This window comes from Rhodococcus sp. OAS809 (genome assembly GCF_040546695.1).
Taxonomy (GTDB): Bacteria; Actinomycetota; Actinomycetes; order Mycobacteriales; family Mycobacteriaceae; genus Rhodococcus_F; species Rhodococcus_F qingshengii.
Map to the genome: position 1 here is coordinate 2546203 of NZ_JBEPOI010000002.1, position 23772 is coordinate 2569974.

Here is a 23772-nt window from a genome sequence, read left to right on the forward strand (position 1 = left end):
GCTCACTCCAACAATCCCTGCCGCATTGCAGCGGCGACGGCCGCGCCTCGATCGTTGACTCCGAGTTTCTCGTAGAGGCGCTGCACGTGGGTTTTGACGGTGGAGGGCGCAAGAAAGAGTTGTGAGGCAATGGCCGGGATGCTGGCGCCCTGCGCGATCAATCCGAGAACCTCACGTTCGCGGGCGCTGAGCGTCGGACCGGAGGGTTCACTACGACGCCGAACCTCTCCTACCAATCCGGCGGCGATACTGGGCGGCAACACATCTCGTCCCGCAGCACAGTCGAGCACGGCGCTCACGATCTCGGCGCGAGTGGATTCCTTCGGCAGGAATCCGGCAGCACCGGCTTGCAGGGCCTGGTACACGACAGACGATTCGTCGTGAGCGCTGAGCAGAAGCACACGCGTCGGAAGCTCGTCTCGAACGACTGCGGCGGCGACCTGAGTTCCATCCAGGTGCGGCATCCGGAAGTCGAGCAGCGCGACCTGCGGGCGTAGTTCGCGGATCATTGCGAGCGCTGCTGCGCCGTCGTCGGCCTCGCCCAGGACGTCGATGCTGTCACTGCCGGTCAGAGCCCGAACCACGCCCTCACGGAACAGTGGGTGGTCGTCGCCGACCACCACGGAAACCTTGCCGGCCAGCGGCTTCGTGCCTTCGCGCATTGCTCACTTTCTCACGCCCGTACCAGCAATGCGAGCACTTACGCCTCCCCCGATCGGGGGACAAGAGATTCAACCCCGCCACGGCCCCGTCGGCGGACATACAGCAGCACTCCTTCGCGACAAGATTGATTCATCGCCGAGAACGGCAACCACACACCATCCCAGGAGCAGACATCATGCGTACCAACACCACTCGCTTCGTAGCAGTCACCGCAATCGCCCTCGCTGTCGGCGGAACCGCACTGGGAACCGCAGCGATCGCCAACGCCGGCACCATGCCCACCGACGGCCCGACGGTTGCCATGACCATCACCAACAACACCGACAACCCGATGCTGCTGGACAGCGCGTCCAACCCCTACGGACAGTGGATCAACGGCCCCCGCTCCTACCTGGCCCCGCACACCACCGAGATCGTCACCGCCTACAGCAGCGATCCCCGCGGTATCGGTGTCGACGTCACCTACAACGTCGCCGACGGCGTCCAGACGGTCATGGCTGCCAACAACTACGCCGGCAACCCCACCCTCGACGGGACTCGCATCATCGGCGACCCGACGCACGTCATCCTCACCGACTACATGGCCACCGGCTACCCCACGATGAACGCCTCCTACGACGTCTTCACGCAGAACTGAACCAAGCGTTGATGCAACCACGAACTTGATCCGCTACGGCCCACGACCCGGTATCCGCATGGATGTCGGGACGTGGTGTGCGCTGACCAGCTCAGACGCGTTCGACCAACACGCAGCGAGCGCCACTGAAGATCGTGGGCATGCACTTGTTGCAGTGGATGCACAGTGATTGGGTATCGGATTCGGCCGCGATCCGATTGATCAGATCCGGTTCTCTGAGCAGCGCCCGTGCCATGGCGACGAACTCGAACCCTTCCGCCATTGCGGTATCCATGCCCGCTTTGTCCGTGACACCTCCGAGCAGCACGAGCGGCAACTTCACCGCAGCACGAATCTGCCGAGCCTCTTCCAGCATGAACAACGGCTTGTACGGATAGGTATGCAACATGCTCTTCCCCACCAACTGCACACCGAGTCGAACAGGTTGCGGCATCGCGGCGGCGAACTCGCGGATCGGCGCATCGCCCTTGAACAGGTACATCGGGTTGAGCAGTGAACTGCCCATCGTCAACTCGAGCGCGTCGACGCTTCCGGATGCTTCGAGCCACTGCGCCACCTGGATTGCTTCGTCCACCCAGAATCCGCCTGGCACACCGTCGTCCATGTTCAGCTTGGCCAAGATCGCGATCTTGTCACCGACGGCATCGCGCACACTGCGTGCAGTTTCGAGTACGACGCGAGCCCGGTTCTCCAGCGATCCGCCGTAGGAGTCCTTACGACGGTTGAGTTTCGGGCTCAGGAACGAGCTCGCGAAATAGTTGTGACCGAAGTGGATCTCGACGGCGTCGAATCCTGCCTCGACGGCAAGTCGCGCAGCGCTCCCGTGCGCCGCCGCAATTCTGGTGATGTCCGCTGTCGTGGCAGTGCGAATCATCCTCATGCTCAACGGATTGAACGAACTCGACGGTGCCAGCGCGGGCAGTCCGGTCGACTTCTGATTCGCCACGGGACCGGCATGGCCGAGCTGCGCCGACGCAGCAGCACCTTCGGCGTGAATGGCATCGGTGAGCCGCCGAAGCCCGGGGAGGGCATCGGGCCGCATCCAGAGCTGGCCGTATTCGGTGCGCCCTTCCGGTGCGACGGCGCAATACGCGACGGTGGACATCCCGACTCCGCCGGCGGCTGGGCGACGATGGAACTCGATCAGCTCGTCGGTGACCAGGGCGTCGGGAGTTTTGCCTTCGAATGTCGCGGACTTGATGATTCGATTTCGAAGGGTCACCGGGCCGAGCTTCGCCGGGGCGAGCACGTCGGGAGCAGTGGTCATCGAGTTTGCCTCTCGCGGGAGTTGTTTGCAGGACGGTAGATCGATGGCCCCGAGCCGGCTAGGGCCCGTGCCACGGAGCGGGAAACGGCTTCAGCCCGGCCGAGGTGGCCGGGCTGAAGCCGTCATTGCCGTTCAGACGCGTCCGAAATACGCATCCTTGAGCACCGCCAGGTCGTCGATGTCCTTGGCATCGGCGTCGAGAACCACCTTGCCGATGTCGAGGACCGTGACATGATCGGCGACGCTCATCGCGGCCTCGACTGCCTGCTCGACCAGTAGAACAGCCAGGCCGGTTTCCTTGAGTTGTTGGACGCGGTCCATCACCTCACCGACGATCACCGGAGCGAGACCGCCCGAAGGTTCGTCGAGAAGGAGCAACCTCGGCTGCGCCATCAGCGCTGCGCCGATCGCGAGCATCTGCTGCTGACCGCCCGACATGGAACCGGCGGGAAGCGAACGCTTCTCCCCCAGGATCGGGAACATCTCGTACATCGATTCGACGGATTCCATAAGCTCGCTGCGCTTTGCCTTGCGGGTGTACCCGCCCAGCAGGAGGTTCTGCTCGACGGTCTGCTTGTGGAAGACCCGCTTGCCCTCCTGCACGTACGCCATCCCCTGCCGTACCCGTTTGTGCGCGGGGACTCCGGTGATGTCGGCACCGTCCATCTCGACGGTTCCGGAGGCCACCTTGTTGAGGCCGGACAGGGCACGGAGCGTGCTCGTCTTGCCTGCGCCGTTGCGTCCGAGCAGGGCGGTCACCTGACCGGGATAGACGTCGAACGAGACATCCCAGACGACGCGCAGATCGCCGTACCCGGTCTGCAAGTTTCGGACCTTCAGAATCGGTTCCATCACTTCACCTCACTGGTCTGATGGTCTACCGCGCCGATTTCTTCGAGAAGTGCTTCTTCGTCACCGGACTTGACTCCGAGGTACTCGCTCAAGACGCGTGGGTGATGTTCGATGGTTGCCGCATCGCCGGTGGCGATCACCTGCCCTTGCGCCAGCACGACTATCTCGTCGGCCAGCGAGAGGACGAGGCGGAAGTTGTGCTCCACCAACACCACTGTCGCCCCGGCATCTCGCAGTACCCGGATCAGATCTGCCAGGCGTTCGAGTTCGTCCTCGTCGAGGCCCGAGGCCACCTCGTCGAAGAGGACGACCCTCGGTTCGGCGATGACGGCGCGAGCAACCTCGAGCATGCGACGCATCCCCAGGGGCAGCGACGTCGCGATCTCGTTGCGCAAGTGCGACATCCCCACGAGTTCGAGGACACGCTCGGCCTCGACGATGTCGGCCTTCGCGATCCTGCGGAAGCTGGGCAGGCGAAGCACAGCCGACGCCATCGACGCTCGGTGCACCGAATAACGTCCGGATGCAACAGCTTCCAGAACCGTGATGTTTTCCGGAATCGTCGGAGTTTGGAACGTGCGCGCCACACCCACGCGCGCCACCTTGTGCGGCGACGACTGCGAGACCACCGTGTCACCGATCGTGATCACGCCCGCATCTGCGGTGTAGAAGCCGCAGATCATGTTGAGCATGGTCGTCTTACCCGAACCGTTGGGCCCGATCAACGCGGTGACCTTACCGGCCTCTGCGGTCAGGGTTGCCGCATTGAGCGCCTGGTTGCCACCGAACGCTTTGGACACTCCGTCGACCACCAACCGTGCTCCGTTGATCGGCGCCAGTTCCGTTGTCCCACCGCTGTTTTCCTTTGCGGTGACTACGCCCAGGCCGGCCTTGCGATCGAGTTTCGAGACGATCGCTCGCCCGACCTTGGTCAAACCCCCGGAGAGAAGCACACCGCCGATGATCAGGAAGCCGCCGTAGAAGATCAGCGAATACTCCTGGAACGCCGTCGACTGGTTGGGACCGAGCTGCATGATCGCGGCACCGACCACGGCGCCGTACACACTTGCCGCACCGCCGAGGATCGACGCCGCCAGAACTGCTGTGGCAAAGGTGAACCCGAAGGCTTCCGGCGAGATGAACAGGTCGGTGTTGGCGAACAGCGCACCCGCCAGACCGGCGGGGAACGCACCGATGGCATAACCGAGCAGCTTCATCCGGAACACCGATACACCCTGCGACGACGCCAGAACCGGCGACTGCTTGAGCGTGCGGAACGCGATGCCGTGCCGCGAGACCACCAGGTTACGCATCACCGCGAACCAGAGCACGGTCACGACGACGACCACCATGTAGTACTGCTGGGTGTCGAGTTCGGAACCGAAGAACGTCGGCGGCTCCATACCGGTGAGGCCGTTTCGGCCGCCGGTCTTGCCACCGAAGATCGCCAGTACGTCCGGTACCAGCAGAACCAGGAAGAACGACGTCATCGCCAGGGACCAGTTGCCCAGGCGCAGACCGGGAACACCGGTCAGGATTCCGACCGCCAGTGCCACTGCTCCGGAGGCAGCAAGCTGAAGCAGAATGTCGGTGTGACCTGCCTGGGACATCAGACCCGCGGTGTAGGCACCGGCCGCGTACATCGCTGCCTGGCCGAGTGCCAGTTCACCGGCAAAGCCGAGGCTCAAGTTCAGGCCACTGACCACAAGTGCCAGGATGCAGGCCAATTGAATCTGACGTGATGTCGACAGGTCGACTCCCATCACGGGCAGCAGCAGGATCACCACGGCCAGGACGAGTGGGATGATCCAGCTCGGTAGGGAACGGAAAGTCCGCCACGCACTTACCATCTCACACCACCCGTTCTCGGACATTGCCGAACAGTCCAGCCGGTTTGACCATCAAGATGACGATCAGCACCGTGAAGACGGCGATATTGCTGTACTGACTTCCCGCCCACAGGGCGGTGAACGATTCCACCAGGCCGACGGTCAGACCGCCGATCAAAGCGCCAGGCAGAGAGCCGAACCCGCCGATCGCCAACGCCACGAATCCCTTGAGGGCCAACGCTGCACCCAACGTCGCAACTGCAAACGTCTTGGGGCCGACGAAGAGTCCGAGGACACCGGCCAAGGCACCCGAGAAGGCAAACGCTCCCAGTGCCAACCGTCGTACGTTGACTCCTCGCAGCATCGCCGCTTCACGATCCTCGGAGATGCCGATCAGAGCCAGACCCGTCATCGTTTTCTTCGAGACGTAACTCAACCCGACGACCAGTGCGATCGCCGCAACCAGCAGAGCGATCTCGACCGGGTAGGTACGGCCGCCGAGCAGGGTGATCGGTTCGTTCGATCCGAAGAACGGAACCGTGAGAGGTTCACTACCCCAGATCAATTGAGTGGCGCCGTTGAGCAGAGTTGCGACACCCAACGTCGTGACCAACTGGTTCTGGTGATCGGCCACCGGTCTGATCGCGACGATCTCCTCGACCGAGGCGAGGAGCATCACGGTCACGGTAGCCATGACGGCCACCACGAGAACGGGGAGTTTCAGGGTCACCAGACCCGTGTAGGCGACAAAGGTGCCCACCATCATCAGCTGAGCTTGAGCGAAGTTGAATGTGTTGGAGGAAACGAAAACGATGTTGTACCCGATGGCAACCAGCACGTAAACCGCGCCGAGCGCCAATCCGGACCACAGAATGGTCATGACGCAGCCGGGTTTCCGAACTGACCGTTGAGGATCTTCGTCGGGCTGATGAACTTCAGCTCGCTGGTGTCCGGGTTCGGGCCGTGGTTGTCGGAGCTGAAGTTGTAGCGCGAGAGGAATGCGGTCTTGGCATTCTCCTGGACCTCAGTGGTTTCCAGTGCTTCGGCGAGCTTCTTCGGATCGGTCGAACTGCCGACCTTCTCCGCTGCCGCCGCGACGAGGGGGAATGCGTCGTAGTTGTCTGCGAGGATCAGCGTCGACGGGATGGAGCCCAGCGAAGCCATCGTGTCCACCATAGTGTTGACGAGTGCGTTGTTCGGATCGAACACCGTGCTGCTGAACACCTGCGTCACCAGGTTCTTCACCTGCGGGGTGCCGAGCACACCGGCCGGCGGATCATTCGCGATCAGGTTGGTGGCAGACACGGAGGTGTTTCCGACCAGCGGCACGTCCCAGCCGAGTCGCTCGAGGCTTTGCAACACGTATCCGAGAGGAGCGCCGTACGCATCCAAGGCGATTGCCGCGGCGCCCGAATTCTTGAGCGACTGCAACTGCGCCGTCATGTCCAAAGCGGCGGCGTCGTACTCCTCGTTACCGGCGGCCTTCAGACCTGCGGATTGCAAAGCACTGGTCATTTCTTCGCCGAACAGCTCACCGTAAGCGGTGCTGCCGTGCAAGACTCCGACGCTGCTGTAACCCTTGGACTTCGCGTACTCGGAAATTCCGCGAGCGGTATCGGTCGCACCCGGAGCCAGATCGAAGTTGAGCGGGAACTTCGAGGGGTCCGTCGAATCGGGCGAGGGAGCCATGCTCATCGAGAGAATGTTGTTCTGCTTGAGGATCGGCAGAACCGCAGCCGCGATCGACGACGGACCCGAGTTCAGGTAGAGGTCAGGCTTGTTCCCCGAATTGATGGCTTCGCGCAGCTTGGTGACGGCGATGGTTGCGTCACCCGCGTCGTCCACAGTGGTGAGCTCGATCTGACGGCCACCGATCCCCCCGGCTTCGTTCTGGACCTGAACGCCCGCCTTGGTGGCGAGCAGCGAGGTCTGCGAATTAGCCGCGAGGACTCCCTGTGCACTGATCCCGCCGGTCAGCAGCACACGGTAGGGCGAGTCCGCACCTCCGTCGGACTCCGAAGAACCACTGCACCCTGCAAGAGCCAGAGCCGTCACGGCAACTGCCGCAACAAGAATGGGCCGACGATTCATGTCTGCACTCCTAGAACACATGTATGCACCGAACGTCAGGCGAATACCTGACGAAAGAATGATCGGCCGGTGGACGTGCCTGATTTCGAGCACCAGCCAACCAAGCACCCGCTTGATGATCTAGCAAGCAGTTGCTTGGGATGGAGCATAGAATGTGATCTGGATAACGTCAAACGCTGAAAAGTGGAGTCATGGAAGCGGACGCTATGCACATTGAGGCGGCGTCGACAGATCTCTTCCCGCTGGGTGGAAACGCCGAAACGGCTCCACGCCCTGGCGGATTCGACGAAATGAATCCGACAGGGCGTGGAGCCGTTTGTGTAAAGGTCCGACTATCGCTGGTTGCGGGGCTTCCAGACCACCAACGCGTTGTTGCGCGGAATCGGCACGAGATCCCGGCGATAGCCCGCATGGACTTTCGCGATCTCCTCGGCCAATTCGCGGACGCGATGCTGCAGAGCCTCGACCTGGTTGGTCAGTTCGATGATTCGTTTGATTCCGGCAAGGTTGACTCCCTCGTCCTGCGAAAGCCGTTGTACTTCACGAAGAAGCGCAACATCGCGCGGGGAGTAGCGTCGTCCGCCACCGGTGGTTCGATGTGGGGTGACCAACCCGAGTCGGTCGTAGTTACGCAAAGTCTGCGCGTGCATTCCGGCCAACTCGGCTGCCACCGAGATCACGAAGATCTGAGCGTCAGGATCGACCGTCGCATCCCATTGATTCTGCGGTCGCTCTGTCATCATGCACCGGCCCACCCGGCCCGTGGATCGAACCCGCTCGCCTTCTCGGCTTCGAGATAGGTTTTCAGCGCTTCGATCGCCGGGTCGTCCAACTTCTGCGGAACGGATACCTTGACCGTGACCAGAAGGTCACCGGCACCGTCCGGCCGCTTAGGGATACCGCGTCCGCGAACTCGCAGAATGCGTCCGTCCACCGTTCCAGCCGGAACCTTCACTCCGACACGGCCTTCCAAAGTCGGCACGGACAGTGTCGTTCCCAGCACCAGCTCGCCGTAGCTCACCGGAACCGTCAGTGTCAGGTCGTCGCCGTTGCGTCCGAAGACACTGTCCGGCTTGACGCGGATGTTGACGAACAGGTCGCCGGCCGGAGCGCCGCGGAGTCCCGCTTCGCCCTTGCCCTTGAGTCTGATCTTCTGACCGTCGCTCACACCGGCAGGCACGCGAACCGTGATGGTCCGTGTGCGATTGGTGACGCCGCTACCGTGGCAGTCTTCACACGGCGAGTCGATGATCGAGCCGGTTCCCCGGCAATCGTCACACGGCTCACTGAATCCGAAGGCGCCCTGGTTCCGGCTGACCACGCCGGTTCCGTTGCAATGTGGGCACACTCGCGGACTGGTGCCTGGCTTTGCGCCGCTGCCGTGACACGTGGTGCACGACGTAGGGCTGGTCAGACGAAGAGGGACGGTGACACCGAGCGCTGCTTCACGGAAGGCGAGCGTCGTCTCGGTCTCGAGATCCTTGCCTCGACGCGGGCGGTTGGGCGCAGCTGTTCGCTGGCCCGCTCCCCCGCGGTTGAACAATCCGCCGAAGATGTCTCCGAGACCCGAGTCCTGCCCACCGGCCCCGCCGCCGAACAGGTCGTTGATGTCGAAACCACCAGCGCCGGGGTTGAATCCGCCGCCGCCCTGCGCGCGGGGGCCGAAGCCGCCGCTGGCAAAGAGGCGCCGAGCCTCGTCGTACTCCTTGCGCTTGTCCGGATCAGACAGAACGGCATGAGCTTCACTGACGGACTTGAAACGCTCTTCGGCCTTCGCATCGTCAGGGTTGGCGTCGGGATGAAGATCCCGAGCCAGCTTGCGATACGCCTTCTTGATTTCGTCGGCCGTCGCGGTGGACGAGACGCCCAGCTCCTTGTAGAAGTCCTTCTCGATCCACTCCCGTTGACTCACTGGGCGTCTCCTCCTCTCACTCTTACTTCGCTTCTTGTTCTGAACCGTCTGCAGGCTTGTCGCCTACCCGGTCCGTCACGGCCACCATTGCGGTCCGAAGGACCCGGTCGCCGAGCTTGTATCCCTTGCGCATGACCGTCCCGAGTACCGGGTCGTGGCCTTCGCCTTCATGCTGCACCGCTTCGTGGAGTGCGGGATCGAAATCGTCACCCTCGCTGCCGAAGTCGGTCAAACCCAGACCCGTCAGGGTCGTGTTGAGTTTGTCTGCGAGTGCACGCAGTGGACCCGATTCGAGGTCACCGTGTGCCCGAGCGCGATCCAGGTCGTCGAGAATTCCGATGAGCTCGGTGATGACCGAAGCCCGCGCGGTTTCCTTGATGACCTGCTTGTCACGCTCGACGCGACGACGGTAGTTGGTGAACTCCGCCTGAAGTCGCTGCAGATCCGCAGTCCGTTCGGCGAGCTGATCGGTGGCGGATGCTTCCTCCACGATCGACTCTGCTTCCTGAACTACCCCTGTGTCTTCCGAGTCGAGCGGCGGCAGGGATTCCCCCGCCGCCTCTCCCTGTGCACCGGTCTCGGGGTCGACCGGGTTGTTCTCGGGGTTGTCCGAGGTCACTTCTTGTCCGAGTCGGTGGGCTCGTCGACAACCTCGGCGTCGACGACGTCGTCGTCATTGCCTGCGCCGTCGGTGTTTCCGGCCTCGTTTGCAGCGGAAGCCTCGTAGATGGCCTGGCCCAGAGCCTGCGACTCGGTGCCCAGCTTCTCCACTGCGGTCTTCACTGCAGCGATGTCGGTGCCTGCCAGGGCGTCGTTGACGTCCTTGACCGCTGCCTCGACCTTGGTCAGGATCTCCTCGGAGACCTTGCCCGCGTTCTCACCTTCACGCTGCTCCTTGACGAACTTCTCCGTCTGGTGGACCAGCGACTCGGCCTGGTTGCGAACCTCTGCCTCTTCGCGACGGGCCTTGTCTTCCTCGGCGTGAGCCTCGGCGTCCTTGACCATGCGCTCGATCTCTTCCTTGGACAGACCGGAGCCGTCCTGGATCTTGATCGTGTTCTCCTTGCCGGTGCCCTTGTCCTTCGCCGTCACGTGCACGATGCCGTTGGCGTCGATGTCGAAGGTGACCTCGATCTGCGGAACGCCACGCGGGGCGGGCGGCAGATCGGTGAGCTCGAAGGAGCCGAGCAGCTTGTTGTGCGAAGCGATTTCGCGCTCACCCTGGAAGACCTGGATCTGCACCGAAGGCTGGTTGTCGTCAGCGGTGGTGAAGGTCTCGGAACGCTTCGTGGGGATCGTGGTGTTGCGCTCGATGAGCTTGGTCATCACGCCACCCTTGGTTTCGATGCCGAGGGAAAGCGGCGTGACGTCGAGGAGCAGAACATCCTTGACCTCACCCTTGAGCACACCGGCCTGGAGTGCGGCGCCGACGGCGACGACCTCGTCCGGGTTGACGCCCTTGTTGGGCTCACGGCCACCGGTCAGTTCACGAACCAGATCGGAGACGGCCGGCATACGGGTGGAGCCACCGACGAGCACGACATGGTCGATGTCCTTGACGGCGATTCCGCTGTCCTTGATCACTGCCTGGAACGGCGCACGGGTGCGATCGAGCAGGTCGGAGGTGATCTTCTGGAACTCGCTGCGGGAGAGCTGCTCGTCCAGGAAGAGCGGGTTCTTGTCCGCGTCGACCGTGATGTACGGGAGGTTGATGGAGGTGCTCTGCGAGCTGGAGAGCTCGATCTTCGCCTTCTCCGCAGCCTCACGCAGACGCTGCAGGGCCATCTTGTCCTTGGTCAGATCGATGCCGTTCTGAGCCTTGAACTTGTCGACCAGCCAAGCGACGACGCGCTCGTCCCAGTCGTCGCCACCGAGGTGGTTGTCACCGGAGGTTGCGCGAACCTCGACGACACCGTCGCCGATTTCGAGCAGGGAGACGTCGAAGGTGCCGCCACCGAGGTCGAAGACCAGAATGGTCTGCTCGGTGTCACCCTTGTCGAGTCCGTATGCCAGTGCAGCCGCGGTGGGCTCGTTGACGATACGAAGGACGTTGAGGCCGGCGATCTGGCCGGCTTCCTTGGTTGCCTGACGCTGTGCGTCCTCGAAGTACGCGGGGACGGTGATGACGGCGTCGGTGATGTCTTCGCCGAGGTAAGCCTCCGCGTCACGCTTGAGCTTCATGAGCGTGCGGGCGCTGATTTCCTGCGGCGTGTACTTCTTGCCGTCGATTTCCACGTTCCAGTCAGTGCCGATGTGGCGCTTGACGGAGCGGAGGGTGCGGTCGACGTTCGTGACTGCCTGGTTCTTCGCGGGCTGACCGACGAGAACCTCGCCGTTCTTGGCAAATGCAACCACCGAGGGGGTGGTACGTGAGCCTTCGGCGTTGGCGACCACTACGGGCTCGCCGCCCTCCAGCACTGCAACTACCGAGTTGGTCGTACCGAGATCGATACCGACTGCACGAGCCATAGTGTTCCTACCTTTCGTTCTGCGGTTCTCTGCCCGAGTGGTTGATCTCGAACATGACCGCGAGTTTTTCGCTTGGTGAGCGTCCTCCGCTCAAGTTTGCCTCCGACCGTGGCCGGGAGTCAACTTGAAGTTGAGCCGAGGGCGCTCAAGCTTGTCGAAATGGTCAACTACAGCCCACGTAGATTTGTTCCCGCCTTCCCCGAAAAGCCGGAAAAGTGCGCCACATCACTTCCGTATCCCTCCGAATGGCTACGATCGGCCGGTGACCGATCCCGACAATTCTCCCGCGCGACCTCCTCGCCCGTCACCTCCACGCCCGGCACCCGAGCGACCCGACGTCTCGGTTCGGCCGCTCCAACCTGCAGCGAGCGACGAGACACCCAAAGCCGTGACATTGTCCACCTCTGCCTGGATCGGCTCGTTCGTCGTCCTGGCCGGAATCGCCGGAGTGGTAGTCACCAGCCTCGACGACGTCCGGTCGGCTCTCGAAGAATCGACTGCGCGCGACAATCCCGGATACTCGTCCACCGACATCTCCGATGCCGTGACCGTCGTACTCGCCGGCAGCGGCGGCGGCGCTCTCGTCCTGGTCCTGCTCGCACTCATGAGCCTTCAACTCCTCCGCGCACGCAAGAACGCCGGGCGGGTGATGACGGCGATCGTGGGAGTCGTGAGCATCGCGGCCGGACTCGGCCTCATGTCTCTGGTCGACGGCGCAGCAGACATCGGCGCCGGAGTTCTGAGATGGGGTCCGATTCTCTACTGCGCCCTGGTCGCGGTGGCGGCGATCGCTCCGTTCGCTCCCGGTGTCAGCACCTGGCTGCGGGGACGCCGATGAAGGTTCACGTACAACTGGACTCCGCGCCGGGCGCGGGCGCTGCTCGTAGCCGTGAACTCGCGGAGACCGGCGCCGGTGGCCTGTTCACGTTCGAGGGACCACACGACGTGTTCTTCCCGCTCGTCGAAGCAGCATCGGCCGTCGACCTCGACCTGATGACCAACGTCGCCATCGCATTCCCCCGCAGTCCCATGCATCTGGCGCATTCGGCCAACGACCTGCAGTTGCTCAGTCGCGGCCACTTTCGACTGGGTCTCGGATCGCAGATCAAACCGCACATCGAAAAACGCTACAGCGCAACGTGGTCGCGTCCGGCGGCCCGCATGAAGGAGACGGTCGCAGCGGTCAAGGCGATCTTCACTGCGTGGGAGAACACCTCGACGCTGAACTTCCGCGGCGAGTTCTTCACCCACACGTTGATGCCTCCGACGTTCGATCCAGGCCCCAACCCCTATGGGCCGCCGCCCATCCTGATGGGTGCGCTCGGACCGGTGATGACCAGGACGGCTGCCGAGGTGGCCGACGGACTACTGGTCATGCCGTTCCACACGCAACGTCATTTCCTCGAACGAACACTTCCGGCCGTCGATGCCGGTCTTCGCGAATCCGGCCGCACCCGAGACGAATTCACGATCATCCCGCAGGTCATCGTCGGCGTCGGCCGCGGCGACGATCAACTTGCCGCGGCCGCCAGAGGCGTCCGAGCCCTGCTCTCGTTCTACGGTTCGACGCCCGCATACCGTCCGGTGCTCGACGTCGAAGGGTGGGGCGAGGTCCAACCGGAACTCAATGCCCTGTCGAAGCGAGGTGGCTACACCGAGATGGCGTCGCTGATCACCGATCCGATGCTGACCACACTCGCCGTCGTCGGCACTCCCGAAGAGTGCGCCACCGAGATTCGGCGGCGGTTCGGCGAACATGCCGACGAAGTGTGCTGCTATTTCCCCGGTTACGACGTAGAACCGTCAGACGTGGCGTCGATGATCTCGTCTCTCACCTGAACCCGGTCGAACTTCTTGATCAGGCCCCCAAGGTACGGGCCAGCTCGGTCAACGATTCCCGGGCAGCACGCAGGCTCGCGTCACCCTGCTCGATCAGAGGTGCCATTGCCGGAATACGTTGCGCCAAAGTCAGTTCCGCGGTGATGACGGAGACATCCATTCCCATCGACACCCCGAGCACCTGAACGAGTGGCGGGACGGTGTGATCGTTGGCCTCGTTTCCCGAGCCCGGCGCATAGGTGTTTCCGCGGCTGGAGACGATCACCACCGGCTTACCTGCCAGAGGCTGAGTACGCGTGTCGAAAGGGACCGTAGTCCCCAGGACGTGTACGTAGTCGATCCACGCCTTCAACGTGGACGGGATCGACCAGTTGTACATCGGCGCACCGATCACGACGACGTCTGCAGCGGTAAGTTGCTCGATGACCCGAGCCTGGAGTGCTTCCGCGGCGGGATCCGGAATCTCGCCCTCGACTCGCAAGCGTGGTGCATAGTGCAGGGCCGCGTCCGCGAGGTGCGGCAAGGGATCCCGGTGCAGGTCCAACGTCACCGTCGTGTGATCCGGACTGTTCTTCGACCACTGCTGAGCGAACAGTGCGGTCAGATCACGTGAGGTCGAGTGGTGGAGTTCGGCGGACGAATCGATGTGAAGTAGCTGTGGCATCCCTCATCACTACCAGAGCGCGCTCAACTCTTCTCCGCGGCTAGATCGGATTCCGCCGCGTACTGCGCCAGCAGGACTCGTTCGCGCTCGCGACGCGGATAGAAGAACGTCGCCACCGCGGCACCGGCACACACGATGATGATCGCCGCGATGTAGGCGTTTGTATCCCCGTCCAGGAAGGCGTTTTTGGCGGCGGTCATGATTTGGTCCGCGTATTGCGGGTAGCGTTCCGCGAGAACTTCGGCGCTGGAGAAGGATTTGGTGAGCGCGGCCTGAGTTTCGGGAGTCACTTCGGATGCGTTCGGCAAGGACGAGATCGCATTTCCCAACGATTTTGCGTACCCGGCCGTGAGTATTCCGCCGAGAATCGACTGCATGATGGCGCCGCCCAGGTCGCGTTGCAGGTCCGAGGTTCCCGACGCCATACCAGCGCGGTGCACGGGAACGGATCCGGTCAGCGAACGCGATGCCGGTGTGCCGGCCAGACCGACGCCGATGCCGACAAGCGCATAGGCCAGCGCGACCTGCCAATACTGTGTGCTTTCGTTCCACAGGAACAGCGCGACGAACAACCCGAGAACCACGAACAGGTAGCCGGCGAGCAGCGTGACGCGGGCGCCGTACCTTTCGATCATGGTCGCCGAGCGCGGCGCAACGATCACCATCGCCAGCGCAGCCGGAATGATCGCCGCACCGGCTGCCAGCGTCGAGTACCCGAGGACGTTCTGCAGGAACTGCTGGCCGATGAACATCGCGCCCATGAGCGAACCGAACACGACCAACCCACCCACCGCCGCGACCCAGAAGGTCGGGCGCGCAGCTACGTGAAGATCGAACAGCGGATTGGCCGCGCGTCGCTGTTGCAGGAAGAACCCGATACCCGCGACAACTGCTATCGCCCCGAGCACCAGAGCCAACGTGCCCGAACCCTTCACCGGCGCAAAGTTGATGGACAACACCAGAGCCCCGATGAAGACGATCGACACTATGCCGCCGAGGTGATCGACTCGCTCGGTCGTCTCGTTGACGTGAGCGGGAACCAACACCAGGGAACAGATCAGTGCCACAAGGGCCAAGGGAAGGGTGACGAAGAAGACCGAACCCCAGTGAAACTGCTCGAGCAGCGCCCCCGAGACGATCGGACCCAGTGCTGAAATCGCGCCACCGATTGCCGACCACATGGCAATCGCCTTGGTTCGTGCCGGTCCGGCCCACAACGCCGTGATGATTGCCAGCGTGGTCGGGAACGCCAGACCTGCCGAGACGCCTCCGACTATCCGAGCGAGGAACAGCACTTCGAAGTTCCCGGCGAATCCCGCCACGATCGACGCCGGAATGGACAGCGCCATGCCGGTGACCAGCAACATCTTGCGGCCGTATCGGTCTCCCAAGGCCCCCAGGTAGAGCACCGTTCCGGCCAGGCCCAGCGAGTAGCCGACCGCGATCAGGTTCAGTTGCGTCTGACTGGCGTCGAAAGCCCGCCCGATATCGGGCAAAGCGACATTCGCGACCGAGAGATTGAGGTTCGCGACCGCAGCGACCAGGATGAGCGTCCCCAGGACGAGGGTGGCTCGATCCGGTGAAGCGGACTTGATGTCACTCGCCATGCGCGTGCTCCCATCGAGGTGGGACCCGAACCTGGGAGTTATGTCCGGATCATCCCGAACTCAAGATAGAACCCTCGTCCGGCGCTCGCATAGTGAACGGGTCCCTATTCGGGCACAATTTCAGCCAGGACGCCCTCGGCGCTGCGGGCGGCGACCAGGCAGGCGCGCGAGGTGAACCTGTCGAAGAGCGGATGTCTGGACAACTCGCGCCATCTGCGGACAGCCGCCGTGGCCCGCGCACGCTGCACCTCCGGCGATTCTTCCGGTTCGCAGCCCAACCGGTCACTTGCCCGGATTCCGTAGCCGCCGATCAGTCTTTGCAGTTGTGCCAGGTCGTCGGGTGGCAGATCCGTGTGTACCGAACGAAGACGCCCGAGCAGGCGAAGTTCGTGAAAGCCGTGAACATCGGCAAGCAACCGTTGCGCCTCCGCCGCGATCTGATCGCCTTCCTCGCTCGGATCGGCTTCGAGGATTCTTCCCAGCGTCACCAGCGCCGTGTGCGATTTGAGCTGATCTGCCCGCTGCCCGAATTGAACGTCGATCACCTGACGCAGTTCGTCCAGGCCGCTGCGCTCCAACAATTCGGCCGCCAGGGACGGTGAATCGGTCGCCCCCAACTTGATCGACGTCACGGCGAGGCGAATTCCGAAGAGCCCGAACCGATCGGCCAATTGCGCCCGCATCGCCGCATCGACCGGCAGCGGACTGTCCTGCCTGGCAAAGCGATCCGCGGAGAGCAGTGCAAGGCTCAGATCCTCGGCCGGAACCTGCGCGAGCGCCGAGAAGGCCGCGAACTCGCTCTGCCTCATCGTCCGAGCAGCGAGCGCGAGCAGACCTGCCACCGGAACCACCGACTGGCACAGGCCGGTTCGCTCCAACTCCTCGGCGAATCGCGCCGCGACGTCCTTCGCCGAAGACAACGCGTCGAGCCTGCCTGCGCCGACCTCATCGGCACGCGAGAGAACTCCGATCACTCCGAGTGGCCCGGATTCTCCGCCCACGTGATCCGCGATCTTCCCGAGGAACTGCATGTCACTGGCGTTGAGAGCCCGCAGGAGGTAGACCACTGCATCCGCGCCCGGTGCCTCACCGTCGGGAACGAGCATGTCCCAGGTGCGGGCCGAGACCTCGGTCGAGAGCGACGAAGTGCCCGGTGTGTCGATGATCGTCGTACGAGCCAATGCCGAAGACGGCCAGTCGACGTCGATGCGGTCCACCGAGTCTGCGGTGTACTCGCCCAGATCGAACGTGAGCCTGCCGTCGCGGCGCGTCACCGGCACGTTGAACTCGGCACCGTTCTCGGCCGTCGCGGTCACCTGCGGCGTCGTCCCGTTCCGATACCAGGTGACGACGCGTGTGCATTCCGTCGCGTCGGTAGGCGCTATATCCTGTCCGACAAGCGAATTGAGCAGCGTCGACTTACCCGCTTTGAGGGAGCCGGCGAGCGCCACCCGGAGTGGCTCGTCGAGCCTGGCCGCACATTCTTCCAACTGGGCGCGCGTCTGCGGCTGATCGGCGTAGGCACGTCTGGCGTGGTCGATCAGGGCGTGTGCCGACTCCACTGCGGTCACGGTGGTCGTGGCATTCATGCGTTGGTCACCTTTGCCGAGGCAGGAGCGGGAGTTTCGCCGATCAGCGTTCCGGCAACGGCGTCGAGCTCCGCGACGACGCGCATGTCGGTCTCCAGACGCTTGATCCGAGCGGCATGTTCACTCGATTCCAACTGCGCGGCTTCCTGAGTGGCGCGGAGGGATTCGTTGATCGAGCGCAGCGCCTGCTCGGCGATGTCGGTGAAGTGATCCCGCAGGAGTCGCTGCACCAGGCGCAGGCGGTCCTTCGACTCCTTGCCCACCTGGAAGCTGACGTCGTCGGCAAACCGTCGGATAGCCGCTTTCGCCTCAGCGCGACGCTTGAGTACCTGAGCCTGCTTGTCTTCACGATAAGCCTTGGTGCCCAGCAGAACCCCGGCGCCGATGGAGATCGGGTTGACCAGAGCCATGCCCATCATCGTGGTGATCAAGCCGAACATGAGCACGCCGCCGTACGAGCCGCGCATGCCGACCAGGACTTTCTGAGTGATGCCGATTCGGCCGGATTCGAGGTCCGCCAATGCACCGACCGGTTCCAGGAAACCGTCGGTGTCGGCGACGTCGAGATGCGGGAGCGCGACGTCACCGGTCTCCGCAAAGTGCTGCGCCACAACTTCTGCCAGCCACTGTGCGCGATCATGCGCCCACACGAAGTTGTCACCGATCGCGGTGGCGATCTCCTGTTCGAGCCACTCCCCCACGACGTCCCAGTCCTTACCGGGATCGCCTTCGTCGACCGTCTCCTCGGCCTGGCGGGTCACCCGGCGCAACCGGTCCCGGAGGTCGTGATCGATGTCGGCGGCGAGGTCTGCGATGCCGTCACCGAGGCTCTGCTGCCACAGTGAGGTCTTCTTGTGCAGTTCCTCGGCCGCTGCCCGGGCACGCTGCAGTCCCGCGACCGCTGCCTGAGCGGTCGACGGATCCTTCAGCGCCGCAAGCTCACTGCCCATCTCCAACGTCAGATGTGCTGCCGCAGAACGGACATCCATCGCAACTGCGCGTCGAGTATTCGATTCGGCACGCGCAACGACGTTGTCCCGCAAGAACTGATAGAGGTCCAAGAATCCGGATTCCGCTTCGAGTTCCTTGTCCCCCAGCCTCAGCGCGTGCGAGCGCAGTACCGAGGAGATCGGAATGAGCGGCAGATCCAACCCGGCACGCTGGAGATGTCCGCGATCGGCGTCGAGGATCTGCCGCCAGTGCGGGTACAGATCGGTCTTGCTGATCAGCCCGGCTACCGCAGGACACAGATTGACAACCTGGCGGATGAATCCCAGCTCCGGTTCGGTGAACTCCTGGCTGGAGTCCGACAGAACCAACACTGCATCGGCCGCAGTGATCAATCCCAATGTTCCTGCAGCATGAGGATTTCCATGACCGCCGACACCAGGGGTGTCGATCAGAACCAAACCGTCGGCCAACAGCGGACTGGGAACACCCACTTCCACACGCAGAACCTCACGCCCTTCGGCGCGAGGCGTGGCCGGGGTGATCCCCATCAGTTCCTCGAGCGGGAGGGGCACCCGAATGGGCGCCGCACCCGGATCGGCGAGAATCAGTTCGGCGACCGCGGTCTCCGCGTACTGAACTACCGTCGCCACGGCCGTGGTCTCGTCGTCACCGACCGAGCACACGTCGATGCCTAGCAGAGAATTGACGAACTGGCTCTTGCCCTGCTTGAGGGGTCCGACCACCACGATGCGAATACGCGGGTCGTTGACTCTCACCTGAGCGTTCTCGAGTCGGCGCACCAGATCCGTGCGCCCGAAATCCTTCGCCACGACGGCTGTTCGTTCGAGCAACGACGCCGTCGACGACGCGACGCGCGCCTTCCGGCTGCTTACCTGACTCGCTGAATCACTCATGAGCTACGTTGACCCGCAATTCTTCCCGACTCGAATATCCGGCCCTGCGAACGCATAGCGCACGCAGGGCCGGATTTGTTACATCAGGTCATTTTGACCGATTTCAGTTCCTGCGTCAGCAGATCAGGGATGCAGGTGATCGACAACCGCAACCGGGTCGATGTGATCGACCGGCGCTGCAACCGAATCCTCGGCGAAGAGCGAGTGTTCGGTATCGGCGCTCAGACCCGAAGTGGAACCCGAACCGAAAGCATCGGTCGCATCGATCGACGACCACGGGTTCAGCGCACCGGTCAACGAACTCGTCAGGTCGGACACTCCGCTCACTGCTCCACCGAGGGATCCGCCCAGGTCAGCGACTCCGCCGCCGCCAACGGTGCCGCCGCCGTCGACTGTGCCACCGGCAGCTGCGGCTGCGTCGGCACCGATCGAACCCGTCACGTCGGTGACTGCTCCGACAGCCCCGCCGAGCGATCCACCGAGATCGGTGACGCCGTTCAGTGCGCCGCCGAGCGACCCACCCAAACCAGCCGCAGCGTTCGTGGCCGCGTCGAGACCTGCTGTTGCGTCGAGACCTGCGGTTGCGTCCAGCGCGCCGCCCACAGTTGCTCCGAGGTCGCCGGTCACACCGCCGAGGTTCAGGCCTTCTGCCGCGATGCTTCCGAGGTCGACGGAAGGCAGTTCAGCGGAGATCGGGCCGAGGTTCACAGCGCCGAGGTCGACGGAGGGCAAGTCGGCACCGATCGAACCGGTGTCGATTCCGCCGAGGTTCAGTGCCGTGTCCAGCGCTCCACCGAGTGCACCTTCGGCACCGAGAACGCTGTCGAGAGAGCCCCCCAGCCCGAGGCCCGCGCCCAGCGCACCGTCCAGCGCGCCGGTCAGGTCCGTGCCCACGGAACCGACAGCACCCAAGCCGCCTGCACCTGCGAGGGCGGTGTCGAGAGCCGCAGCGACACCGGCTGCCAAGCCTGCTTCACCGCCCAGACCGAGTGCACCACCGAGGTCGATTCCGGTAAGTCCGCCTGCGCCCAGCGCTGCGTCGAGAGCGCCGCCGAGACCACCCGCGAGCCCGGCATCGACGCCGAGTGCCGAACCGAGAACACCCTCGAGGGCCGTCGACAGATTCGCGCCTCCGCCCAGAGCTGCCGCGAGGTCTGCGCCGAGACCACCTTCGAGGTCGAGTGCTCCCCCGAGCAGTCCACCGAGTGCGCCACCCAGGTCGGCTCCGACCGTTCCGCCGGCACCGAGGGCGCCGGAGAGTGCCGCGCTGAGCTGCGCGCCGAGGTCTGCGCCGCCGCCGAGTACGGCGTCGAGGTCGAGTCCGCCGCCGAGACCCAGTGCTGCGTCGAGTGCGCCGCCCAATGCAGTTTCCAGACCGCCGCCGACGCCGAGTGCTCCGCCGAGGGCGCCACTCAGGGCAGCACCGAGATCGAGGCCGCCCGCGATATCGGTGAGAACGCTGACATCCGTGATCGCGCCGAGGACGCCGCCGAGCGATGCACCCAGATCGGCGCCGATCGTGCCGCCGGCTCCCAGGACGCCCGAGAGCGCGCCGGACAATGCCGTGCTGAGGTCGCCTGTCAGAGCGCCGGCGAGATCCAGGCCGCCGCCGAGTGCAAGAGCGGATTCCAGTGCGCCGGTCAGGCTCGCGCCCAGTTCGCCGCCGATGTCAAGGAGACCGCTGAGGTCTGCTGCGCCGCCGAGGAGTCCACCGAGAGCCAGGCCGAGATCGGCTCCGAGGTCACCACCGATGGCGAAGACGGGTGCGAGAGCTCCGCTGAGCCCTGCCGTCAGGTCGAGTCCGCCGACTGCTCCGATCGCGGCGTCGAGGGCTGCTCCCAGCTCCGCAGTCAGGCCGCCGGTCACACCGAGGGCGCCGCCCAGAGCCGCGCTGAGCTGTGCGCCCAGATCGAGAGCTCCTTCGAGATCGAGTGCGCCGCCCAAACCGAGACCGGCTTCGATCACAGCGCCGAAGGCTGCGCCGAGTTCGGCACTGATCTCGCCACCGATGGCAAGCGCAGCGCTGAGGGCTGCTGCGAAGTCGCCGACCAGGTCGAACTGGCCGCCGAGGGCGCCTCCGACTCCGATTCCTGCACCTGCGCCGAGACCCAGGCTGCCGCCGAGGCCACCACCGAGACCACCGGTGAGTCCACCACCGAGACCACCGCCGAGTCCGAGACCGCCGCCGATTGCACCGGCAGCGGACGCACCGGCGTTGACGATCGCGGACAGGTCGGCGCCGCCACCGGCAAAGAGTCCGGACTCAGCGACCAGCGGAGCGACCGCGACGATGTCGGCGGGGCTGACGTCGCACAGACCGGCAGCATCGAGTGCCGCGGTCGGGTTGGCGCAGTAGTTGGCAGCTGCCTCGTCGTCACGAAGTAGCCCGAGGATGAATTCGAGTACGGCGTTCGTTGCCATGGCGGGTTCTCCTGAAGTTCGTTGACCGGGTTGTTGCCGGTGGGTAGTTGCCGGTGGTCCGGAAACTGGTGCGCTGCCAGAGGTAGCGAGTGGAATCAACGCTAAGAACTTTTGCGACTGGGGCCAACGGGGAGCACCCCCCTCTTCTCCAGGGACAGGTGGGGAAGCCCCTCATTGGGCTACGCCCGGTCGGAATAGGGGATTTGCCCCGATTAGGGGATCGGTCCCCTACTTCGTCGCGACGCCTCCGATCCGGTAACGATCTAGGTCCTGAAACCGACATCGCAGACAACCGCGACAGTCCTTCTGTCGCCCACGACCAGGGGAGTTCGTTCATGGCGGCAGGGCTCGGCATCAGCATCGGTTCGGCCACTCTCGTAGCTGTCACCGACGGCTCGACCGGTGAAACGCAACAGGTCCGCTTACCCAGTGCGCTGCAATTGGACGACGGATCCGTCATCACCGGATTTGTCGAGCGCGTCGGGGACCCGATTCCGATACTTGCCGCCGACGGTACCGAGTACCGCGGCGAGGCTCTCGCGGCGACAGCGGTCGGCGCACTGGTAGACCAGGCAGGCGGTAACGAAGGGCCAACTGTCGTCCTGGCTCACCCGGTGGGGTGGAACCGCCACACAGCACGCACCATGGAGTCCGCTCTGGACGACGCCGGAATTCACGGGGCGACTCTCGTCGCCGAACCCGCAGCCGTCATGGCGTGGCTCGCCGCTTCCGGAACTGTCGTCAGCAACGGTCTGACCGTCGTCTACGACCTCGGTGCTCGCTCGCTCGACGTCACGATGATGTCCACGACCGACGGACGAAGCGAGATATTCGGTAAGCCGCTGCGCAGCGAGGACATCGGCGGCGACGAATTCGATCACCTCGTCACCGTTCACCTGCTCGATGCGGTTTCCGACCAGTTCGCAACCCTTGATCCCTTTGCACCCGAGACGATTGCAGCGCTGGAAACTCTGCGCGAGCATGCCCGCGCAGCCAAGGAGGAACTTTCCACCGAGACGGAAACCGTTGCCCGCGTGGCGCTTCCCGGTGCCGTCAGCGACGTTCGACTCGTTCGTTCCGAACTCGAAGATCTGATCCGGCCCGCCCTCACCGAATCGGTGGCATTGGTTCGCGAAAGCCTGCGATCTGCCGGCGTCGAGTCCAGTGACGTCAATCAGGTTGTCCTGGCCGGCGGAAGCTCGTCCATTCCCCTTGTCGCCGAACTACTGTCGGCGGAGCTTCGTGTCCCGGTGATCGCCGACGCCGATCCAGCGTCGTGCGCGGCGTCCGGCGCCGCGGCCCTCGCACTCGACGCCAGAGACTCGCAAGTACCGGCCGCCGCCACTGCAGTGATTCCCGCCGAGCCGTCTCGCAAGCCCGCACCAGTTCCCGCCTTCTCCACTCCGTTGCTTGCCGAGCCGACCGAAGAAGAGAACACGGCGACTCGACGCTCGTCGAGGGTCGGCGTCGTTGCTGCAGTGGTGGGAGCATTCATCGTGCTCGCCGCAGGCGGGCTCGGAATCGGAACTGCCATGGACAAGATCAACGTTCCGTCCAGTTCGGCGAACACCACCAGCGAGTCCACCTCCTCGACCGCTTCGACCACCGCGGGCTCTACTCCCGGCAGCACCACGGCAGCGGAAGCGGCAGGCACCGGATCCACGACTGCGAACAACGGCACTCAAAGCAATCAGCCCGGTTCTCCTGCTGCCGCAGGCGGCTCGACGACGGCGCCGGGGGCAGTTCCGGTTGCCGGCGCACCGGCGGGATCCTCGCCCGCACCGGGCGAGACCGCTCCGTCGGCGCCTGCGCCTGCCGCACCCGGCGCCCCGGCGCCCGCACCTGCTCCCGCCCCGGCACCAGCACCCGCGCCTGGAGCCGGCGTCGGGACCGGTGTCGGTGACGCTGCGACCGGCATCGGAAACGGAGTCGGCGGTCTGGTCGACGGTGTCGGCAACGGAGTCGGCGGCGTGGTCGGAGGTCTCGGTAACGTCGTCGGTGGTGTCGGAAACGTGGTCGGTGGTGTCGTCGGCGGCGTCACCGCACCGATCCGCTGACCGGCGGTCT

Annotated in this window: 19 protein-coding genes; 4 read left to right on the plus strand and 15 right to left on the minus strand. The window is 64.1% G+C overall.

Features of this window, described 5'->3' with window-relative positions:
• Positions 1–2: 2 nt before the first annotated feature.
• A complete protein-coding gene (locus tag ABIE52_RS14915; protein ID WP_007726710.1) occupies positions 3–662 on the minus strand; it encodes a response regulator in 660 nt (219 codons plus the stop codon).
• 176 nt (positions 663–838) lie between these two features.
• Here ABIE52_RS14915 and ABIE52_RS14920 point away from each other — a divergent pair, with 176 nt between their 5' ends.
• The gene (locus tag ABIE52_RS14920; RefSeq protein WP_003944388.1) at positions 839–1300 is read left to right on the plus strand and encodes a hypothetical protein; all 462 of its coding nucleotides are present in this window, start codon (positions 839–841) and stop codon (positions 1298–1300) included.
• A gap of 91 nt (positions 1301–1391) precedes the next feature.
• Here ABIE52_RS14920 and ABIE52_RS14925 read toward each other — a convergent pair whose 3' ends face one another.
• The 9 genes from ABIE52_RS14925 to dnaK form a co-directional block, all read right to left on the minus strand.
• Positions 1392–2567 (minus strand): NADH:flavin oxidoreductase, encoded by a 1176-nt coding sequence (locus ABIE52_RS14925; protein ID WP_042452220.1) that lies wholly within the window; start codon positions 2565–2567, stop codon positions 1392–1394.
• 132 nt (positions 2568–2699) lie between these two features.
• Complete coding sequence (locus ABIE52_RS14930; protein WP_192712063.1) at positions 2700–3419, minus strand: ABC transporter ATP-binding protein; 720 nt, start codon at positions 3417–3419, stop codon at positions 2700–2702.
• Positions 3419–5269, minus strand: a complete 1851-nt coding sequence (locus ABIE52_RS14935; RefSeq protein WP_192712146.1) for a branched-chain amino acid ABC transporter ATP-binding protein/permease — start codon at positions 5267–5269, stop codon at positions 3419–3421. The genes ABIE52_RS14930 and ABIE52_RS14935 overlap by 1 nt, the downstream gene beginning before the upstream one ends.
• A 1-nt stretch (position 5270) precedes the next feature.
• Complete coding sequence (locus tag ABIE52_RS14940) at positions 5271–6128, minus strand: branched-chain amino acid ABC transporter permease (protein WP_007726703.1); 858 nt, start codon at positions 6126–6128, stop codon at positions 5271–5273.
• Positions 6125–7339 (minus strand): ABC transporter substrate-binding protein, encoded by a 1215-nt coding sequence (locus tag ABIE52_RS14945; RefSeq protein ID WP_007726702.1) that lies wholly within the window; start codon positions 7337–7339, stop codon positions 6125–6127. The genes ABIE52_RS14940 and ABIE52_RS14945 overlap by 4 nt, the downstream gene beginning before the upstream one ends.
• 332 nt (positions 7340–7671) lie before the next feature.
• The gene (locus ABIE52_RS14950) at positions 7672–8082 is read right to left on the minus strand and encodes a heat shock protein transcriptional repressor HspR (protein WP_003944355.1); all 411 of its coding nucleotides are present in this window, start codon (positions 8080–8082) and stop codon (positions 7672–7674) included.
• Positions 8079–9251 (minus strand): molecular chaperone DnaJ, encoded by a 1173-nt coding sequence (gene dnaJ, locus ABIE52_RS14955; protein WP_003944329.1) that lies wholly within the window; start codon positions 9249–9251, stop codon positions 8079–8081. The genes ABIE52_RS14950 and dnaJ overlap by 4 nt, the downstream gene beginning before the upstream one ends.
• A gap of 22 nt (positions 9252–9273) precedes the next feature.
• On the minus strand, positions 9274–9870 hold the full coding sequence (gene grpE, locus ABIE52_RS14960) for a nucleotide exchange factor GrpE (protein WP_003944430.1): 597 nt from the start codon (positions 9868–9870) through the stop codon (positions 9274–9276).
• Positions 9867–11720: a molecular chaperone DnaK gene (dnaK, locus tag ABIE52_RS14965; protein WP_019749384.1), complete on the minus strand. Its 1854-nt coding sequence runs from the start codon at positions 11718–11720 to the stop codon at positions 9867–9869. The genes grpE and dnaK overlap by 4 nt, the downstream gene beginning before the upstream one ends.
• Before the next feature lie 262 nt (positions 11721–11982).
• Between dnaK and ABIE52_RS14970 the strand changes: the two genes are divergently transcribed.
• Both ABIE52_RS14970 and ABIE52_RS14975 read left to right on the plus strand, forming a co-directional pair.
• Positions 11983–12558: a hypothetical protein gene (locus tag ABIE52_RS14970; RefSeq protein ID WP_192712062.1), complete on the plus strand. Its 576-nt coding sequence runs from the start codon at positions 11983–11985 to the stop codon at positions 12556–12558.
• Complete coding sequence (locus ABIE52_RS14975; RefSeq protein WP_042452226.1) at positions 12555–13559, plus strand: TIGR03617 family F420-dependent LLM class oxidoreductase; 1005 nt, start codon at positions 12555–12557, stop codon at positions 13557–13559. The genes ABIE52_RS14970 and ABIE52_RS14975 overlap by 4 nt, the downstream gene beginning before the upstream one ends.
• Positions 13560–13578: 19 nt before the next feature.
• On the opposite strand, the gene ABIE52_RS14980 is transcribed toward ABIE52_RS14975, so the two are convergent.
• From ABIE52_RS14980 to ABIE52_RS15000, 5 genes are all read right to left on the minus strand, one after another.
• Positions 13579–14223: an FMN-dependent NADH-azoreductase gene (locus tag ABIE52_RS14980; RefSeq protein ID WP_007726694.1), complete on the minus strand. Its 645-nt coding sequence runs from the start codon at positions 14221–14223 to the stop codon at positions 13579–13581.
• Between the two features lie 23 nt (positions 14224–14246).
• Positions 14247–15830 carry an MFS transporter gene (locus ABIE52_RS14985; RefSeq protein ID WP_192712061.1) on the minus strand — a complete coding sequence of 528 codons (1584 nt, stop codon included), beginning with the start codon at positions 15828–15830 and terminating at the stop codon, positions 14247–14249.
• A gap of 104 nt (positions 15831–15934) precedes the next feature.
• Positions 15935–17419 (minus strand): dynamin family protein, encoded by a 1485-nt coding sequence (locus ABIE52_RS14990; RefSeq protein WP_042452229.1) that lies wholly within the window; start codon positions 17417–17419, stop codon positions 15935–15937.
• Positions 17416–19284, minus strand: a complete 1869-nt coding sequence (locus ABIE52_RS14995; protein WP_007726689.1) for a dynamin family protein — start codon at positions 19282–19284, stop codon at positions 17416–17418. Before ABIE52_RS14995 ends, ABIE52_RS14990 begins: the two co-directional genes overlap by 4 nt.
• Before the next feature lie 123 nt (positions 19285–19407).
• Positions 19408–21705, minus strand: a complete 2298-nt coding sequence (locus ABIE52_RS15000; RefSeq protein WP_042452232.1) for an IniB N-terminal domain-containing protein — start codon at positions 21703–21705, stop codon at positions 19408–19410.
• A 335-nt stretch (positions 21706–22040) separates the two neighbouring features.
• On the opposite strand from ABIE52_RS15000, the gene ABIE52_RS15005 reads away from it, so the two are divergent.
• Complete coding sequence (locus tag ABIE52_RS15005; RefSeq protein ID WP_192712060.1) at positions 22041–23762, plus strand: Hsp70 family protein; 1722 nt, start codon at positions 22041–22043, stop codon at positions 23760–23762.
• Positions 23763–23772: the final 10 nt, after the last annotated feature.

Bases quoted from the DNA above. Each gene is read 5' to 3' on its own strand.
- ABIE52_RS14915 (WP_007726710.1), bottom strand. From the start codon at position 662: ATGCGCGAAGGCACGAAGCCGCTGGCCGGCAAGGTTTCCGTGGTGGTC.
- ABIE52_RS14920 (WP_003944388.1), top strand. From the start codon at position 839: ATGCGTACCAACACCACTCGCTTCGTAGCAGTCACCGCAATCGCCCTC.
- ABIE52_RS14925 (WP_042452220.1), bottom strand. From the start codon at position 2,567: ATGACCACTGCTCCCGACGTGCTCGCCCCGGCGAAGCTCGGCCCGGTG.
- ABIE52_RS14930 (WP_192712063.1), bottom strand. From the start codon at position 3,419: ATGGAACCGATTCTGAAGGTCCGAAACTTGCAGACCGGGTACGGCGAT.
- ABIE52_RS14935 (WP_192712146.1), bottom strand. From the start codon at position 5,269: ATGGTAAGTGCGTGGCGGACTTTCCGTTCCCTACCGAGCTGGATCATC.
- ABIE52_RS14940 (WP_007726703.1), bottom strand. From the start codon at position 6,128: ATGACCATTCTGTGGTCCGGATTGGCGCTCGGCGCGGTTTACGTGCTG.
- ABIE52_RS14945 (WP_007726702.1), bottom strand. From the start codon at position 7,339: ATGAATCGTCGGCCCATTCTTGTTGCGGCAGTTGCCGTGACGGCTCTG.
- ABIE52_RS14950 (WP_003944355.1), bottom strand. From the start codon at position 8,082: ATGATGACAGAGCGACCGCAGAATCAATGGGATGCGACGGTCGATCCT.
- dnaK (WP_019749384.1), bottom strand. From the start codon at position 11,720: ATGGCTCGTGCAGTCGGTATCGATCTCGGTACGACCAACTCGGTAGTT.
- ABIE52_RS14975 (WP_042452226.1), top strand. From the start codon at position 12,555: ATGAAGGTTCACGTACAACTGGACTCCGCGCCGGGCGCGGGCGCTGCT.
- ABIE52_RS14980 (WP_007726694.1), bottom strand. From the start codon at position 14,223: ATGCCACAGCTACTTCACATCGATTCGTCCGCCGAACTCCACCACTCG.
- ABIE52_RS14985 (WP_192712061.1), bottom strand. From the start codon at position 15,830: ATGGCGAGTGACATCAAGTCCGCTTCACCGGATCGAGCCACCCTCGTC.
- ABIE52_RS14990 (WP_042452229.1), bottom strand. From the start codon at position 17,419: ATGAATGCCACGACCACCGTGACCGCAGTGGAGTCGGCACACGCCCTG.
- ABIE52_RS14995 (WP_007726689.1), bottom strand. From the start codon at position 19,284: ATGAGTGATTCAGCGAGTCAGGTAAGCAGCCGGAAGGCGCGCGTCGCG.
- ABIE52_RS15000 (WP_042452232.1), bottom strand. From the start codon at position 21,705: ATGGCAACGAACGCCGTACTCGAATTCATCCTCGGGCTACTTCGTGAC.
- ABIE52_RS15005 (WP_192712060.1), top strand. From the start codon at position 22,041: ATGGCGGCAGGGCTCGGCATCAGCATCGGTTCGGCCACTCTCGTAGCT.